The sequence below is a fragment of the Kocuria sp. PD6 genome, from assembly GCF_031844145.1.
GTDB lineage: Bacteria > Actinomycetota > Actinomycetes > Actinomycetales > Micrococcaceae > Kocuria > Kocuria marina.
Genome location: NZ_JAUZUS010000005.1, coordinates 235289 through 251896, shown reverse-complemented (window position 1 = coordinate 251896; position 16608 = coordinate 235289). Strand labels below are relative to the sequence as shown.

The following is a 16608-nucleotide window of genomic DNA, read 5'->3' as shown; positions in this document are numbered from 1 at the left end:
CCGGGTGTTCTGCATTTCCCCATGGACCCGGATCCCGGAAACCCATTCCGAGCCTCTTCCCGGGACATGTTCCGGCCCGGCGATACTAGGCAGCGGCACATAGAAGCCTATGCATAATCATTCATTGTCTGAACCGATATGCACTCCGGTCATGATCGCGTAGCTCACCGGCAATCCGTCACCATCCCCCGGCGCACCGGTGAACTCCGCGATGACAAGTACTGACGGGAAGCGCCAGGATCCCCGGGGGACAGCTGTGACAGCTCTGAGAACTTTGGTGCACGATTCTTTCAGTCGCACTCGTACCGCCACGATCGTCGTGGCCCTATTGCTCACGGGGCTGGTCCCCGTGGTGCTCGAACTCCTGGGCTCACACGCCGAGGTCCTGGTCATCGCGGGCGGACTGCTGGTGTTGCTCACCGCGTTCCTAGTGCTGCGCGGCTCCCGTCCGGTGGGCGCCGAGCACGCATCGGAAACCGCCGGGAGCTCCCGCGGCGGGGTGGAGCTGTTGCTCTACCTCTCCCCGGTGATCTTCCTGAACATCGTCTTCCCGCTCGTGAGCCCGCGCATGGCGGAGGCGACCGTGGGTGGGGTCCAACTGACCCACGTGGTCCTGGCCTCTTCCATCACCGTGCCCTGGCTCGCGCAGGCCGCGTGCATGCCCGCGTACCGCGCGATCGGTGACCTCATGGCCGAGCGGGACACGCAGAAGATCACCCGGTGCTTCTGCGAGGTGTGGCCGGCCATGTTCCTGCAGACCCTCCCGCTCGCCGCGCTGTTCGCACTGCCGCTGTGGCTGGCCACCGGCTGGTCCTGGCAGGCCATGGGCGCCTACCTGCTGTTGCTGGGCACGCACGTGCTGTTCGTACAGTCCCTGGTCCTCGCCAACGTGGGAGAACGCCGCGGCCTGTGGGCCGTGGCATGGGGCGCCTACGCCCTGGCCCTGGCCGTGGTTCCCACCGTGTGGATCCTTCCGCCCCTGGTCGCCGCGGCCACCCAGATCGCGGCAATGGGCCGTCAGCTGTCCCACGTGCGGGTCTTCGAACGCCTGGACCACCGCAACTTCGCCGCGGACGCGCTGCGCGGACTGCTGCTCGGATCGGTGTTGTGGGCGGACAAGTTCGTGCTGTTCCTGGCCACGGACGGGACCTTCCAGGTGATCGTGGTGTTCATGGCCATGCTCCCCGCGGTGCTCGCCTACAACTTCTACTTCGTCAACATGGCCCCGCACGTGGACCGCGCCGTCAGCGGACTGCACCGGGCCATCGAGAAGGAAACATTGCCCGTGCTGGCCTCCCGCTCCACGCTGCTCAGCTACGTGGTGGACCGCTCCGTCCTGCGCACCGGCGCGGTGGGCATGATGCTGACCCTGGCGGCCGCGCTGCTGCTGGGCGGACTGCAGCCCCACCACGTCCTCCTCGCGGTGACCGTGGCCGTGGCGTCCTGGACGTTCATGATGCTCACGCTGTTGAGCTACGAACTGGACTACATCGGGGAGAAGATCACGGCCCAGGCCCTGGGTGCGGTGCACCTGGTCGTGAGCATCCTCGCGTTCGCGGTGTTCTCCACCAACGGGGCGTACGCCCTCCTGTTGCTCGCGGACCTGGTGCTGGTCGCCGGTGCCTGGGCACTGTACAAGCGTCACTGGGCCCAGCCCGAGTACACCCTCTTCTGGCGCCACGCCACGTCCTGGTAACGCAGTCCACGTAAGCGCTTCCTATCAAGCGCATCCGCCGCGCCCGGGCGCAGTCCTGCCCGGTCTCGGCCCCCACTGCACGTCCCTGCTGGTCGCCACATTGCGACCCCGGACCCTTTCATCCCGTGAGGAATAGTTGACATGTACCCTTTCACGCGCTCACACGCCAAGCACCGCGCCACCAAGTCCGTGGCCGTCGCGGAACCCACCCGTCTGTCCCCCGCCGCGCAACAGCGCCAGAAGCAGTACGAGGACGTGGACGTCGCCATCGTCATGGAATCCACCTACCCCTTCCTCAAGGGCGGGGTCTCGGCGGTCGTCCACGACATCGTCACGGGTAACCCCGACCTGAGCTACGGGATCATCCACATCTCCTGGGACTCCGAGGCACCCCAGGAGGACCTCTACTCCATGCCCGAGAACGTGAAATGGGTCCGCGTGGTCTACCTGAGCATGCAGGAGCACCGGGACGACTTCATGTCCGTGCGCCCCAAGGATCTGGGCATGACCGCTGAGCAGCGAACGGTGCTGTCCCACCGGATCTTCGACGCGATCTACGCCCTGGCCGGTACCCGGGACACCGAGCCACTGTGGGAGCTCATCGACGAGGGGCTCAATGAACGTACCCGGCAGTACCCCCTGTGGGCCGTCCTGGGCTCTCGCGAGTTCCTGCATGCGCTGACGGAGCGGATGCCGCAGCTCGGGCTCTCCCTGTCCGAATCGTTCTGGTTGCTGCGCGGATTCTTCTCCCTGGCCCACGCGATCCTGGGCGAGACCATGCCCCGGGCCCGGGTGTACCACGCGCACACGACCGGCTACGCGTCCCTGCTGGGTGCCGCGGCCGCGCGCGATCACGGCACGTCGTTCCTGCTCACCGAGCACAACCTGTACGTGCGCGACACCGTGAACACCCTGCTCGACCGCAACATGGCGCTGTCGATCACGTCCGAGGACTACCGCACGTTTGACGTCAGTGCCGAGGACCGGGCGTGGATGGCGTGGTGGATCGAGATCGGGCACTTCTGCTACCCGAGCGCCGAGCTCGTGACCTATCTCTACCCCACGGCCATCACGGAGGCCGCGAGCCTGGGCGCGGACGTGGACAAGTCCGTGGTGCTGCCCAACGGCATGATCATCGAGGAGTTCGAGGAGAAGTACCACGCCCGCCAAGCCGCGGTGGAGCGCATTGCGCAGTCCCCGGAGGAGCACACCTGGCGACTCGTGTACATCGCCCGCGTGGTGCCCATCAAGGGACTCATGGATCTGCTCTCCAGCATGGACATCCTGCGGGATCGCGGGTACCCCAACATCCACCTGGACGTCCTGGGCCCCACCGAGCATGTGCCCGAGTACTACGAGGCGTGCCTCGAGAAGATCGAGGCCCTGGGCCTCCACGACCTCGTGACCATCCACGGGACCGTGAACGTACGGGACATGCTCGACCAGTTCGACCTGCTGGTGCTCCCGAGCTACAACGAGGGCCAGCCGATCGTGGTGCTCGAGGCCATGGCCGCGGGCATCCCCACGGTGGGTTCGGACGTGGGTGGCATGAGCCAGCTCGTGGGCGACGACCTGGTGACCCCCGACGGCCGTACGTGGGGACCGTGCGGTGAACTGCTCGCACCCGGTGACATCGTGGCCATGGCGGACAAGGTCCAGGCCGTGATCGGGAACGTGGATCGTTACCGCTCCTACAGCACCAACGCCCGCGGCCGCGTGGAGGACTTCTTCCAGCTCCACGAGGTCATGTCCTCCTACAACAAGATCTACCGGATGCTCGGCAACATGGGTGAGAAGCGCAACTTCGAGTACTCGGACCTGCGTCAACCGGCGCTCGACGCGCCGTCGGCGGGCGCGGGCGAGTGAGCGGCGTCGGCGCCTGGATCCGGTACGGGGGCCCGATCAGCCCCGAGCAGCTCGACTTCGCCGCGCAGCACTACCGGGCGGCGATCCTGCAGCCGTGGGAGACGGCGGCGGCCGCGGACCTCAAGCGGCGCCGCCCGGACATGACGGTGCTGTGCTACAAGTGCCTGTCCTCGACCCGCAGTTACGAACCGGGCCCGATCCACAGTTCCGGGGTCTCGTACGCCGAGGCCCCGGACCGGTGGTTCGCGCGGCGCCTGGACGGTGAACGCATCGAGTGGGCCCGCTACGGCGGACACTGGCAGATGACCGTGTGGTCGCCCGAGTACCGCGAGCGCTGGGTGCGCAACGTCGTCGCCGAGCTGCGGGATTCGCCGTTCGACGGCGTGATGGCGGACAACGACGTGTTCGACGACTACTACGGCCTGGACCTGCCCATCCGTCATGCCCGGACGATGGCGGATTTCCGCGACGGCGCGGGCGAATTGGTGCATGCCGCGGGCACGGCCCTGAACGCGGTCGGTAAGATCCTGGTCCCGAACATCGCGGAATCGCGGCGCGAGCCCGGCCGCTGGGCGAGCCACGCGGCCTACGGCGGCGGATTCGAGGAGGTGTGGCTGGGCTTCAGCCCGGTGGACCTGTTCGACCCGGAGACCACCGAGGCGCAGCTGCCCCAGGCGGACGGGCCGGGCATCAGCATCCTGCGGGTGCCCACGGACGGCGACGACGACCACCCCAATGTCGAGTACGGTCTGGCCGCGTTCTGGATCTTCGGGGCGGGCCGCGGCGCGTACTCGGCCACGGCGCACGACGACTACAGCCGCACCCAGCACACCGCGCAGCTCGACTGGGACCTCGGCGCGCCGGTGCAGGACCCCGTGCGCCGCGGTCACACGTGGTGGCGCGAGTTCACGCACGGCTGGGCCGCGGTGAACTTCAACGCCGACCGCCGACGACGCCGCCGCGTCCGGGTGCCGCGCGGCATGGTCGACGTCCGGGGCCGGGCGGCGGGGTCCCACCTGGTGCTGCAGCCCCGCCGCGGGGTGGTGCTGCGGCGGGGGTGAGCCCACCGGGGGTGCGGGGCATCGCGTGCCGGACGCTCGTCCGGCAGGCGTGTGCGCCGGACATGTTGTCTCTGGCCGCGCCGTGTGGGGCCCGGGCGCGAGATGACACCCCGTCGGCGCATTGTGATGGAATCACCCCATGAGCCCAATACCTCGTCCGCGCCCGTTCACCCAGGTCGACGTCTTCTCCCGGGAGCCCTATCTGGGCAACCCGGTGGCGGTCGTCCTGGATGGCACCGATCTCACCGACGACGCCATGGCCCGCTTCGCGCGCTGGACCAACCTGTCCGAGACCACGTTCGTGCTCCCACCCACGGACCCGGCCGCCGACTACCGGCTGCGCATCTGGACCCCGGACCGTGAGCTGCCGTTCGCCGGTCACCCCACCCTGGGCTCGGCCCACGCATGGCTCACCGCGGGCAACACCGCGCGTGCCAAGGACGTCATCGTCCAGGAATGCGCCGCGGGCCTCGTGCGGATCCGCCCGTCCGACGACGGCGCACTGACCTTCGAGGCCCCACCCACCGACCGCACGGGAGACCTGGGCCCGGAACTGCTCGGGGGCGTGACCGCGGCCCTGGGCCTGCGGGACGAGCAGGTCGTCGCCCATCAGTGGGTCGACAACGGCCCCGGCTGGGCCGCGCTGCTTCTGGCTGGCGCCAAGGACGTCCTGGCGATCGAGCCCGACCTTCCCGCTCTCCACGGCGCCAAGATCGGCGTGGTGGGTCCCCACCCGCAGAGCAGTCCGCACCAGTTCGAGGTCCGCGCCTTCGTGGGTGGGACCGGCGGGTACGAGGACCCCGTCACGGGAAGCCTCAACGCGAGCCTGGCCCAGTGGCTCATCCGTACGGGCCGGGCGCCCGCGAACTACATCGCCCGACAGGGCACCCTCATGGGACGCAGCGGCCTCGTGACCGTGACGTCGGACGGGGACCACGTGTTCGTGGGCGGACACTGCACCGCGTGCATCGACGGGACGGTGCTGCTGTGAACCCCCGGGGCACCGAGCAGGGCGCGTCCCTGCACCTGGTCTTCGACGGCAACTGCGGGTTCTGCACGCGCTGCGTGGGATGGGCCCGGACACTGGACCGCCATGACCGGATCGCCCTGCACGCCTACCAGGTCCCCGGCGTACTGGAGCGGTTCGGACTGACGAATGCGGAGGGCAACGCGTCGGTGTGGGCCGTCCTATCCCGTTCCGGTGAGCGATCCTCGGGGGCGCACGCGGTGGCCGTGACCCTGGACACCGCCCTGGGCATCCGGGTGTTCGAGCCGTTCTACCGGTTACCGCCCGTGCGGTGGGTCCAGGACCGCGTGTACCGGTGGGTGGCCGATCACCGGGGGAAGTTCCCCGGTGTCACCCCGTGGTGCCAGCAGCACCCCGGGCAGTGCGGGACCCCGTAACGGTTCCGCTCCGCGTACCGAGCGAGCCGTGCCACCCGCGCGACGGCAAGACACTGCGGCGCCATGACTCCATGACTCCGCCCCGACGCGCACCACCCCACCGAACACGTCGCTACCCGAGCGGTGCCATCCCACCGCGGCGCCGCCGCTCCACCGCGTTCAAAGATCGGGTCTCACCCGGGCAGCGTGTCCCGCAGCGCCCGCGCCGCCGCGGTGACGTCCTGCGCATCGGTCACGGCCCGCACGACCACGATGCGCGAGGCACCCGTGTCGAGCACGGACGGCAACCGCGCGGTGTCGACCCCGCCGATCGCGAAGAAGGGCTTGTCCCCCGCGTGCTGAGCGGCGTAGCGCGACAGCTCGAGCCCCACGGCCGCGCGACCCGGCTTGGTGGGGGTCTCCCACACGGGCCCGGTGCAGAAGTAGTCGAGCCCGGCGTCGGCCACGGCGGCGTCCACCTGGGCCGGGGAGTGACAGGACCGCCCGATCACCACGTCGTCCCCCAGGACCCGCCGAGCCTGCGCGGTGGTGAGATCGCCCTGGCCCACGTGGAACACGTCCGCGCCGGTGAGCAGCGCGACGTCCGCACGGTCGTTGACGGCGAAGAGTGCGCCGTGCTCACGGGCGACGTCGGCGAGTACCTCGATGGCCTCGATCTCCGCGGCGGCCTCGAGGGATTTGTCCCGCAACTGGATGATGTCCACCCCGCCCTCGTACGCGGCGTGCAGAAATTCGCGCAGGTCACCGCGCTCGTGGCGCGCCGTGACGCACACGTACAGTCGCGCGTTCTCGAGGGCGGCGCGGCGCCCGGTACCCGTCTGGCTCGTGTGTCCCATGCGGCCATCGTGGCACGAACCGCGCGCCCGCGGACACCTCGCCCGATCAGCCCGCCGCGAAGTCCCCCTGCGTTCCACAGCTAGGGGTGATTAGACTGGCAGGGCCGTTCGTCGCCGTTCGACGAACTCCACGGGAGTCCGCACACGTTGGCAACAACCACCGCAGCGGGCTGAGAGGGCGTGAGCCGCCGACCGGATCACCTGATGCGGATCATGCCGCCGGAGGGAGGAACAATGCCCGAGCACCTCGGTGACCACGTGGTCGTGGCCGGAGCTGGTCTCGTGGGCCTGGCCACGGCCTTCGAACTACGACGCCGCGGGGCCGCCGTGACCGTCGTCGATCCCCGCCCGGCGTGGGGCGCCACCCGCGCGGCCGCGGGCATGCTCGCACCGATCGCCGAGACCCAGTACGGCCAGGAACGCCTCTACCCCCTCATGCGGTCCTCCGCCGCGGAGTACCCGGACTTCGTGGAGCGCGTCACCGCGGCCACGGGCCTGCCCACGGGCTACCGCACCGAGGAGACGCTCGTGGTGGCCGCCGACGCCGCGGACGCCCAATCCCTCTCCGACCTCGCGTCACACCAGATCGCCTCCGGGATGGACGTGCAGGAGATCTCCACGCGGGAGGCCCGGCACCTGGAACCGGCTCTTGCGCCGCGGTTGAGCGGTGCGGTACGGATCGTCTCCGACCGCCAGGTGGACCCCCGGATGCTCGCGGCCGCCCTGGTGGAGACCCTGAACTGCCCGCAGCTGACCACCATCGGGGACGTCCCCGACGCCGGACCGGCGCAGTGGCTGACCTCCCGCGTGGACACCGTGCTGACGTCCCGCAGGGAACCCCGGCAGGCCACGGGCGTGCAGGTGGACTCCGGTGAGGTGATCCCCGCGGACGCCGTGGTCGTGGCCACCGGGCTGACCGCCAACACCATGGGCGGGCTGCCCGAGGGACTCGACCTCAGATTGCGCCCGGTGTTCGGGGACATCCTGCGGTTGCGGGTTCCCGAGACCGCCCTGGCCCCCGGGGAATCGCATTTGCTCACGCGCACGGTGCGCGCCCAGGTCCTGGGTCGACCCGTGTACATGGTCCCCCGCGAGGACCGGACCCTGGTGCTGGGCGCCACGAGCCGCGAGGACGGGCGCGAATCCGTGCTGGCCGGTGGCGTACACCAACTGCTGCGGGACGCGCGCGCCGTGGTCCCCGCGATCGACGACTGCGACGTCCTGGAGATGATGGCCCGCGCCCGCCCGGGAACCTCCGACGACCTGCCGTACGTGGGGAAGACCTCGGTGGCCGGGCTCGTGATCAGCACGGGTCACTTCCGTCACGGCATCCTGCTGACCCCCGTGGCGTCCCGGCTCGCGGCGGAGCTCGTGACCGGCGTCCTGGACCCGCTCGCGGACCACGGGTCCGACGCCGCGTTCCTCGCCGACACCGACCCGGCCCGGCACTCGAACCCCGCCCCCGAGGCCCCGTTCACCACACCCGAGAGCTATCCCCAGATGCATGGAGGACTCGAATGATCGCGCCCGAGACCACAGACAATTCCTCCACGGCCGTCGTGAACGGCTCCCCCGTGGCGGTGACCCCGGGGTTGACGGTCGCGAGCGCCGTCGTCGACCTCACGGGCCGCGAGATCACACCTGAGGGCACCGCCGCGGACGGCCATCCCCTGGGGATCGCCGTGGCGGTGGACGACGCCGTGATCCCCCGCTCCCTGTGGGCCACGACCCCCGTGGAAGCGGGTCAATCCGTGGAGATCGTCACCGCGGTGCAGGGAGGCTGAACATGACCACGCACGGAACCCCCCTGACCGTGGCCGGGGTGGAGCTCTCGTCCCGGCTGATCATGGGCACCGGGGGCCTCACCGATTTCGCGATGCTCGAACGGGCCCTGCTGGCCTCCGGGACGGAACTGACCACGGTGGCCCTGCGCCGCTTCGCGCCCGGCCCCGCCTCGCCAGCGGGCGCGCAAGCATCCGGCACGGCGAACTGGGCGAGCGGTCGCGCGGGAGGTGGCGCAGCGGCGTCGTCGACCGGGACACCGCAGGACAGCCTGTACGGGCTGCTGCGCCGCAACGACATCCGGGTGCTGCCCAACACTGCGGGGTGCTACACCGCGCGGGACGCTCTGCTGACCGCTGAACTGGGGCGCGAGGCGCTGGAGACGGACTGGGTCAAGCTCGAAATCATCGCGGACGAGGACACCCTGCTCCCGGACGGTGTGGAGCTGCTGGACGCGACCGAGAAACTCGCTCGGCGCGGTTTCAAGGTCTTCGCGTACACGTCCGACGACCCCGTGCTCGCGCTGCGGCTCGAGGACGCCGGGGCCGTGGCCGTGATGCCCCTCGGTGCTCCCATCGGCACGGGTCTGGGGATCCTCAACCCGCACAACATCGAACTCATCGCGTCCCGCGCGTCCGTGCCCGTGGTGCTGGATGCCGGGATCGGCACGGCGTCCGAGGCGGCCCTGGCCATGGAACTCGGGTGCGACGCCGTCCTGCTCGCGTCCGCCGTGACCCGCGCGCAGGATCCCGTGGCCATGGCGAGTGCCATGAAGCACGCCGTGCTCGCGGGGCACCTGGCCCGCGGCGCGGGGCGGATCGCGCGGCGCACGCACGCCGTGGCGTCCTCGCCCATGGCCGGGCGCATCGATACCGCCGACGCGCCCCGCGGGGACTGGCCCGCGCCTTCATCCACCACCCCACAGCTGGAATCGCAGGTTTCATGAGCACCCCGCTACCACCCCTCGTGGCCCCCGCCTCCGATCTGAGTCGCGAGGAACTCGAACGCTATTCACGCCACCTCACGTTGCCGCAACTGGGCGAGAAGGGGCAGCGTCGGCTCAAGAACGCACGCGTCCTGGTGATCGGCGCGGGCGGGCTCGGCGCTCCCGCGCTGCAGTACCTCGCGGCCGCCGGGGTGGGGACCATCGGCGTGGTCGACGACGACGTCGTATCCGTGTCCAACCTGCAACGCCAGGTGGTCCATGGGATGGCCGACATCGGCCGGCCCAAGGTCGATTCCGCCGCGGATGCCGTGGCCCGGCTCAACCCCCTGGTCACCGTGCACCGCCATCCCGAGCGGCTGAGCACCGACAACGTCCTGGAGATCTTCTCCGGCTACGACCTGATCATGGACGGCGCGGACAACTTCGGCACACGCTTCCTGGTCTCGGACGCCGCCGAACTCACCGGCATCCCCGTGGTGTGGGGCTCCATCCTGCGTTTCGACGGCCAGGTCTCCGTGTTCTGGTCCGGTCACGGCCCCGTGTACCGCGACCTGTTCCCGGAAGCGCCCGCGCCGGGCCAGGTCCCCTCGTGCGCCGAGGGCGGTGTGCTGGGCATGCTCCCGGCCACGATCGGCTCGGTCATGGTCACCGAGGCGCTCAAACTCATCACGGGCATCGGCCGTCCCCTGCTCGGCAGGGTCCTCATCCACGACGCCCTGGCCCAGACGTGGCGCGAGCTCACGGTCCTGCCGGACCCGCACCGCCCACCCGTCACGGATCTCTCGCAGGTGGCGCTCGCGTGCGGTCTGCCCTCCGACGACGACGCCGCTCCCGCCCCCCACGAGACCGTCACCGCCCCGGAGCTGGCCGAGCTACTGACCGCCCGGTCCCTCGGGGAGACGTCCTTCACGCTCGTGGACGTGCGCGAGGACTGGGAGCGCAAACTCGTGGCCATCCCCGGATCCGTGCACGTGCCGCTGCAGGACGTCCTGGACCGGGGTGTCACGGCTCTTCCGGATGAGGCGGAGGGCACCGTGATCCTGCACTGCAAGGCCGGTGCCCGTTCCGCCCAGGCCCTCGCGGCACTGCGCAGGGACTACGCCCTGCGGGAGGACACCGTGAAGCACCTGGACGGCGGGGTGCTCGCGTGGATCGACCGGGTGGACCCGGCGCTGCCGCGCTACTGACTCGTTCGATCACAGCTCCTCCTCAAGGAGCGGTTTCCGCGCGTGTGTCACCATGAGGTCCAGCGGTTCGTGGTGGATAGCCGTTGGACTGACTGATCGCTTGTAGCGCGCGGCAGCTCCTCGTGAGCGATCGCTGCTGGTGAGCAACGTGTGAACGCGAAGGTCCCCGTCACCGCGGTAACGCGGGCGACGGGGACCTTTCTCGAAGTATGCGGGACAGGACCGCGCGGCCTCAACCCAGCAGGATCACGTCCAGCGTGCGCGGACCGTGGACACCCTCCACGCGTTCGAGCTCGATGTCCGAGGTGGCCGAGGGCCCCGAGATCATGGTGGTGGGCGCAGTGGGCTCCACGCGGGCCATGGCCTCCGGGATGAGCTCCACCACGGAGTCCAGCGGCACGATGCAGATGTGGTGGTCCGGCACCAGGGTGATGGCGCGCCGACCCTCGTCCGGGCGCCCGGACAGGAAGATGGTGCCCGTCTGCGCGCACGAGACCGTGGAGGAGGTCACCACGGCGTCCACCTGGTTGAGGTCCCGCACGGTCAGCGCGGAGGCCTTGCGACCGTCATTGGGGTCCACGATGGCCCGGCGCGCGGCGGTCTCCTCAGGCAACCACGCGGTGTCGAGGCCCTCGGGGATCACGTAGCGCGCGGAGGTCCCAAGCTGGGTGGCGACGCGCTGCGCCACTGTCTGCGCGGTCTCCCTGTAGACGTTGGCCTTGTAATCCAGCAACCGGTCCTCGAGCATGTCGATGATCTCGTCCCGCCCGAGGCCCGAGGTGTGCCGGTAGTCGCGGGGCACGTGGGGTGCCCGCGGGTGGTCCGCGAGCGCACCGTTGAGCCGCTCGAGGATTTCGGTCTTGGCGTCGGCGCTCATGCCGGCTCTCCGTCCTGGTTCCCGCGGCCTGCGTGGCCGTTGCGGGGTGCGATGTTGTCCTCGTGGGGGTCGCCCGTGGCAGCACTGTACGCCCCGGCCACGGCATCCGCGCCGGCACCCGGGGTGGCAGCGTCCTGGCCGGTGCCGGCCGCGGTCTCCTCGGTCCGGGCTGCCTTGGACTCGCCGTGCGGGCCCTGGGGGGTTGCCACCTCGACGGACGACGCCGGGTGGTCCTCCGCGAGCCCCGCACCGGTGCGCTCGGTTCCCGGCGCTGCAGTGACGCCGTCGCGCTCGAGTCGTTCCCCGGTCTCCCCCTCGTGCTTCTTCCACCAGTTGCGGAAGGACTCCTTGGGGGGCTCGGGGATGTCGCGCTCGGCGGTCCAGCCGCCCACCATGCCGGGCAGCCAACCGATGGCGCGATCGCGGCCGGCGATTACACGGCCCATGGGTAGCCCGCGCTCCGCCAAGGACATCCGCTGACCAGAGGACATCACGAAGGAAGCGCCCTTCATCATGACGTCCATCTGCGTGGGCACACCGCGGGAAGGCACGGCTCCTCGGATGCGGCGTCCTGCGCGACGCGCCCGAGAACCGAGCTCCTGGAGGGTGCCCTTCTGGGGGGCAGTGTCCTGCCCACCCCGGCCCTCGTCCGCGGTCAGGGACTTCTCCTCGCGCCAGTTGTCGTCCCCGCCCACCGCGGGGTCCTTGGAGACCGGTGCAGGGTGGGCGTGGTCCGGGCGTTTCCCGTGCTGGGCGCGGATGTCCTCGTCCCGCAGATGCACGAGGATCTCGGGGATGTTGATCTTCACGGGACACACCTGGTAGCACGCCCCGCACAGGGAGGACGCGTACGGCAGGGAGGCATTCTTCTCGGACGTGATGCCCGTGAGCTGCGGCGAGAGGATCGCCCCGATGGGACCGGGGTAGGTGGAGCCGTAGGAGTGCCCGCCCGCGTGCTCGTACACGGGGCACACGTTCAGGCACGCGGAACACCGGATGCAGTGCAGTGCGGAGCGACCCTGCGGGTCCGCGAGCACCGCGGAGCGCCCGTTGTCCAGGAGCACCACGTGGAAGTTCTTGGGGCCGTCCCCGGGCGTCACGCCGGTCCACAGGGAGGTGTACGGGTTCATGCGTTCGCCAGTGGAGGAGCGCGGCAAGAGCTGGAAGAACACCTCGAGGTCCTGGTAGGTGGGCAACAGTTTCTCGATGCCCATCACGGTGATCAGGGTCTCGGGCAGGGTCAGGCACATGCGCCCGTTGCCCTCGGACTCCACCACGGACAGGGTGCCAGTCTCCGCGATGCCGAAGTTCGCGCCGCTGATGGCCACCTTGGAGGTGAGGAACTTCTCCCGCAGGTGCTGCCGCGCGGCCTCCGCGAGCACTCGGGGCTCGCTCGTGAGCTCCTCGGTGACGCCGGGCATCTCGCGGCTGAAGATCTCGCGGATCTCCTCGCGGTTCTTGTGGATCGCGGGCACCAGGATGTGGGAGGGCTTGTCCCGCCCCAGCTGCACGATGAGCTCGGCGAGGTCCGTCTCCGTGGCGGTGATCCCGTGCTCGGAGAGGTGCTCGTCCAGCCCGATCTCCTGGGTGGCCATGGACTTCACCTTGATCACGTCCGTGGTGTCCTGCTCCTGGACCAGACGGGTCACGATGGCGTTCGCCTCGTCCGCGTCCCGGGCCCAGTGGACGACGCCGCCGCGCGCCGTCACGTTCGCCTCGAACAGCTCGAGCAGCTCGGGCAGCTCCGCCATCACGGTCTCCTTGATGGCGGAGCCGGCGTCGCGCAGCTCGCTCCAGTCCGGGACTTCCCCCACCACGCCGGCGCGCTTGGCGCGGATGGTGTGGGTGGCGTGCCGGATGTTGGCGCGCATCTGCTTGTTCTGCAGCTCCTTCTTGGCGGCCTTGGGGAAGGCGACCTGCGCGTGCAGGTTGCCCTGCCCGTGCACGGGACGCACGGCGGGCATGCCGAGGGACGTGACGCTCATCGAGTTGCTCCTGCAGTGGTGGCCGGGCTCGCCGTGCGACGGCCGGGTTGGGAGATGGACAGTTCAACGGGGCCCTCTACCTGCAGCGGGTTGGCCCGGGTTGAGGCGAGGATTTCCGCAAAGTGGACGGTCTGGACGTCCACGTTCCGCTTGGACGCGGCTCCGCCCAGGTGCAGCAGGCACGAGGCATCCCCGCCGGTGCACAGCGAGGCGCCCGAGCTGCGGATGTTGTTGAGCTTGGCGTCCGCCATGGCACCGGAGACGTCCGGATTCTTGAAGGAGAACGTGCCGCCGAAGCCACAGCACTCCTCGGCGTCGGGTAGCTCATGGAACTCGATGTCCGCTACGGAGCGCACGAGGTCCTTCTGGCGATCCCCGAGTCCCAGCAGGCGCATGCCGTGGCACGAGGGGTGGTAGGTCACCGGGTGCGGGAACCAGGAGCCGAGCTGCTCGGCGGCGTCCGTCACGCCCAGCACGTCCACGAGCAGCTCGGAGAGCTCGTAGGTGTTCTTGGCCACCATGGCGGCATCCTCGGCCAGGGCGTCCTCGCCGCACTGGCGCGCAACCATCGGCTGCTGGTGCCCCAGGGAGGCCACACAGGAGCCGGAGGGGGCCACGGCGACGTCGTAGTCCGCGCTGGTGAACGCGCGCACGTGGTTGCGGATTACCGGCACAGCGTCCTGGAAGTACCCGCTGTTGACGTGCATCTGGGAACAGCAGCCCTGCCCCTGGGGAAACACGACCTCGTGTCCCAGCCGCTCGAGGATCCGCACGGTGGCCAGCGCCACCTTGGGATACATGGCATCCACAATGCATGTGGCGAAGAGCGCGATTTTCATGTGTGTGGTCTCCTAACCGTCTGCCCCGGTCCATACTCTGCGGTCATACCAGGCTACGCCCGTGAGCCCGGTCACAACAACGTACGGCGTGGCATGGGACAGGCATGAAAGGCCGCGCGGGCTCCCCACGGCGGGGCGCGAGGTGTTCACCATGTGACCTGCATCATGTACGCTGTGCGGTAGGACCAATGTGGTCTGACCACTCATCGTACGACTTGCCCGGACGTGGTGCACACCGCCCCGCCGAGACCACACTCTCGATCCGGGAACCACGGTTCCGATCCGGCCCCACCCCTTGGAGAACGCGTGAATACCTTTACCGCCGCGACCGACGCCGTGGGAGGCAGCGTCGGGCTGTCCGCCCTGGTCGGCTGCCTGCCCCTGCTGACCTTCTTCGTGATGCTGCTGGCCTTCAAGGCCAGCGCCTACGTAGCGGGTCTCACGTCCCTCGCCGTGGCCCTGCTGGTGGCCACCCTGGGCTTCGGCATGCCAGCGCACCTCGCCGCACTGACCGCCACCCAGGGCGCCGTCTACGGACTGTTCCCGATCGTGTGGATCGTGGTCATGGCCCTGTGGTTCTACCAGGTGACCGTGCTCTCCGGGCGTTTCGAGGACCTGCGCACCATCTTCGACACCATCGGGGGCGGTGACCTGCGCATCCAGGCCATGCTCATCGCGTTCTGCTTCGGCGGTCTGCTCGAGGCTCTCGCAGGCTTCGGCGCCCCCGTGGCGATCACCGCCACGATGATCCTGGCCCTTGGGCTCAAGCCTCTCAAGACGGCCACGCTGGTGCTGATCGCCAACACCGCCCCCGTGGCCTTCGGCGCGATCGCGATCCCCATCACCACCGCGGGCACACTCACGGACCTCGACCCGGCCCACATCGGTGCCGTGGTGGGTCACCAGGCCCCGTTCTTCGCGTTCGTGGTCCCCTTCTTCCTGCTGCTGATCGTCGACGGCGCCCGCGGTCTCAAGCAGGCCTGGCCCGCCGCCCTCGTGGTGGGCGGCAGCTTCGCGATCGCCCAGTGGTGGTGCGCCACGCACTTCTCGTACGAGCTCACCGACGTGGTGGCGTCCCTCGCCGGGCTCGCCGGTGTGGTGATCCTCATGCGCTTCTGGCGTCCCAAGGGCGCCGAGGCCGTGCGCGCGGACCTGGGCGTCTCCCGCCCGGAGGATGCTGCGGTACTCACGGCCGGGCGCGTGTGGATGGCAGTGCTGCCCTACCTGCTGGTGGTGGCCGTCTTCGGCGTCGCCAAGCTCTGGACCGCCGGGGTCAATGTGCCCAAGGCGCTGGCGTCCACGGACGTCAAGATCCCGTGGCCCGGCCTGAACGGGCACCTGCTCAATGCCAAGGGCGAAGCCATCTCGGGCACGGTCTACTCTTTCCAGTGGCTCTCCAGCCCCGGCACGCTGCTGCTCATCACCGGCCTGCTGGTGGCCGTGATCTACGCCCTGTTCAACCACCACGGGATGTTCCGACTCTCGATCGCGGATGCCCTTGCCGAAATCGGACGCAGCTTCTGGAAGATGCGTTTCTCCGCCCTGACCATCATGTCCGTGCTGGCACTGGCCTACGTGATGAACTTCTCCGGCCAGACCCTGGCGATCGGCACGTTCGTGGCCGGTCTTGGCGCGGCGTTCGCGTTCTTCTCCCCCGTGCTGGGCTGGGTGGGCACCGCGGTCACCGGTTCGGACACGTCCGCCAACGCACTGTTCGCCAACCTGCAGAAGACCGCGGCCCTGGGGTCTGGGCTGGACCCGTACCTGATGACCGCCGCGAACACGTCCGGCGGTGTGGTGGGCAAGATGATCTCGCCGCAGTCACTGGCCATCGCCTCCTCAGCGGTGGGCATGCAGGGCAAGGAGTCTCAGATCTTCCGCTCCGTGGTCCCGTGGTCCCTGGGCATGCTGCTGGCGCTGTGCGGCCTGGTGTTCCTGCAGTCCAACGTGCTCGCATGGATGCTGCCCGCCGCCTGAGCACTCCTGAGATACCAGACCGTCCGGGCGCCGCGGAGCTGCGGGCACCCCGGGGACGCCGAGCACCATGGGGCTCAGCAGGCCATGGCACCCGCAACCCTGTGGGCACAGTGAGGAGCCCGGTCCGGCGGCACCTCGCCGCAACGGACCAC

The 16608-nt window shown here is 69.7% G+C and carries 14 protein-coding genes and 1 riboswitch; of the genes, 10 read left to right on the top strand and 4 right to left on the bottom strand.

Annotated features, from left to right (window positions below):
• Nucleotides 1-256 precede the first annotated feature (256 nt).
• From Q9R22_RS06835 to Q9R22_RS06815, 5 genes are all read left to right on the top strand, one after another.
• Nucleotides 257-1696, top strand: coding sequence for a hypothetical protein (locus Q9R22_RS06835; RefSeq protein ID WP_242670584.1), 1440 nt, complete (start codon nt 257-259; stop codon nt 1694-1696).
• Between the two features lie 141 nt (nt 1697-1837).
• Entirely contained in the window at nt 1838-3562 is a 1725-nt protein-coding gene (gene pelF, locus Q9R22_RS06830; protein WP_131332348.1) for a GT4 family glycosyltransferase PelF, read from the top strand.
• The gene (locus Q9R22_RS06825) at nt 3559-4623 is read left to right on the top strand and encodes a putative glycoside hydrolase (RefSeq protein WP_131332347.1); all 1065 of its coding nucleotides are present in this window, start codon (nt 3559-3561) and stop codon (nt 4621-4623) included. Before pelF ends, Q9R22_RS06825 begins: the two co-directional genes overlap by 4 nt.
• A gap of 139 nt (nt 4624-4762) precedes the next feature.
• Nucleotides 4763-5614 carry a PhzF family phenazine biosynthesis protein gene (locus tag Q9R22_RS06820; protein WP_131332346.1) on the top strand — a complete coding sequence of 284 codons (852 nt, stop codon included), beginning with the start codon at nt 4763-4765 and terminating at the stop codon, nt 5612-5614.
• Entirely contained in the window at nt 5587-6027 is a 441-nt protein-coding gene (locus Q9R22_RS06815; protein ID WP_242670582.1) for a thiol-disulfide oxidoreductase DCC family protein, read from the top strand. Before Q9R22_RS06820 ends, Q9R22_RS06815 begins: the two co-directional genes overlap by 28 nt.
• 173 nt (nt 6028-6200) lie before the next feature.
• Here Q9R22_RS06815 and thiE read toward each other — a convergent pair whose 3' ends face one another.
• Entirely contained in the window at nt 6201-6863 is a 663-nt protein-coding gene (thiE, locus tag Q9R22_RS06810) for a thiamine phosphate synthase (RefSeq protein ID WP_131332345.1), read from the bottom strand.
• Between the two features lie 120 nt (nt 6864-6983).
• Nucleotides 6984-7108: riboswitch (TPP riboswitch) on the top strand.
• On the opposite strand from thiE, the gene thiO reads away from it, so the two are divergent.
• The 4 genes from thiO to moeB all read left to right on the top strand — a co-directional run bounded on the left by thiO (nt 7098) and on the right by moeB (nt 10778).
• Nucleotides 7098-8384 carry a glycine oxidase ThiO gene (thiO, locus tag Q9R22_RS06805; RefSeq protein WP_311254129.1) on the top strand — a complete coding sequence of 429 codons (1287 nt, stop codon included), beginning with the start codon at nt 7098-7100 and terminating at the stop codon, nt 8382-8384. (Overlaps the previous riboswitch by 11 nt.)
• Nucleotides 8381-8647 (top strand): sulfur carrier protein ThiS, encoded by a 267-nt coding sequence (gene thiS, locus Q9R22_RS06800; RefSeq protein ID WP_085106193.1) that lies wholly within the window; start codon nt 8381-8383, stop codon nt 8645-8647. Before thiO ends, thiS begins: the two co-directional genes overlap by 4 nt.
• Before the next feature lie 2 nt (nt 8648-8649).
• The gene (locus tag Q9R22_RS06795) at nt 8650-9591 is read left to right on the top strand and encodes a thiazole synthase (RefSeq protein WP_131332344.1); all 942 of its coding nucleotides are present in this window, start codon (nt 8650-8652) and stop codon (nt 9589-9591) included.
• A complete protein-coding gene (gene moeB, locus Q9R22_RS06790; protein WP_131332343.1) occupies nt 9588-10778 on the top strand; it encodes a molybdopterin-synthase adenylyltransferase MoeB in 1191 nt (396 codons plus the stop codon). The genes Q9R22_RS06795 and moeB overlap by 4 nt, the downstream gene beginning before the upstream one ends.
• A 232-nt stretch (nt 10779-11010) precedes the next feature.
• Here moeB and Q9R22_RS06785 read toward each other — a convergent pair whose 3' ends face one another.
• The 3 genes from Q9R22_RS06785 to Q9R22_RS06775 are packed head-to-tail and all read right to left on the bottom strand — an operon-like array spanning nt 11011 to nt 14479.
• Entirely contained in the window at nt 11011-11655 is a 645-nt protein-coding gene (locus tag Q9R22_RS06785; RefSeq protein ID WP_131332342.1) for a lactate utilization protein C, read from the bottom strand.
• A complete protein-coding gene (locus Q9R22_RS06780; RefSeq protein WP_131332341.1) occupies nt 11652-13640 on the bottom strand; it encodes a LutB/LldF family L-lactate oxidation iron-sulfur protein in 1989 nt (662 codons plus the stop codon). The genes Q9R22_RS06785 and Q9R22_RS06780 overlap by 4 nt, the downstream gene beginning before the upstream one ends.
• Entirely contained in the window at nt 13637-14479 is an 843-nt protein-coding gene (locus tag Q9R22_RS06775; RefSeq protein ID WP_131332340.1) for a (Fe-S)-binding protein, read from the bottom strand. The genes Q9R22_RS06780 and Q9R22_RS06775 overlap by 4 nt, the downstream gene beginning before the upstream one ends.
• 306 nt (nt 14480-14785) lie before the next feature.
• Here Q9R22_RS06775 and Q9R22_RS06770 point away from each other — a divergent pair, with 306 nt between their 5' ends.
• Nucleotides 14786-16456, top strand: a complete 1671-nt coding sequence (locus Q9R22_RS06770; RefSeq protein WP_131332339.1) for an L-lactate permease — start codon at nt 14786-14788, stop codon at nt 16454-16456.
• The last annotated feature ends 152 nt before the right edge of the window (nt 16457-16608 follow it).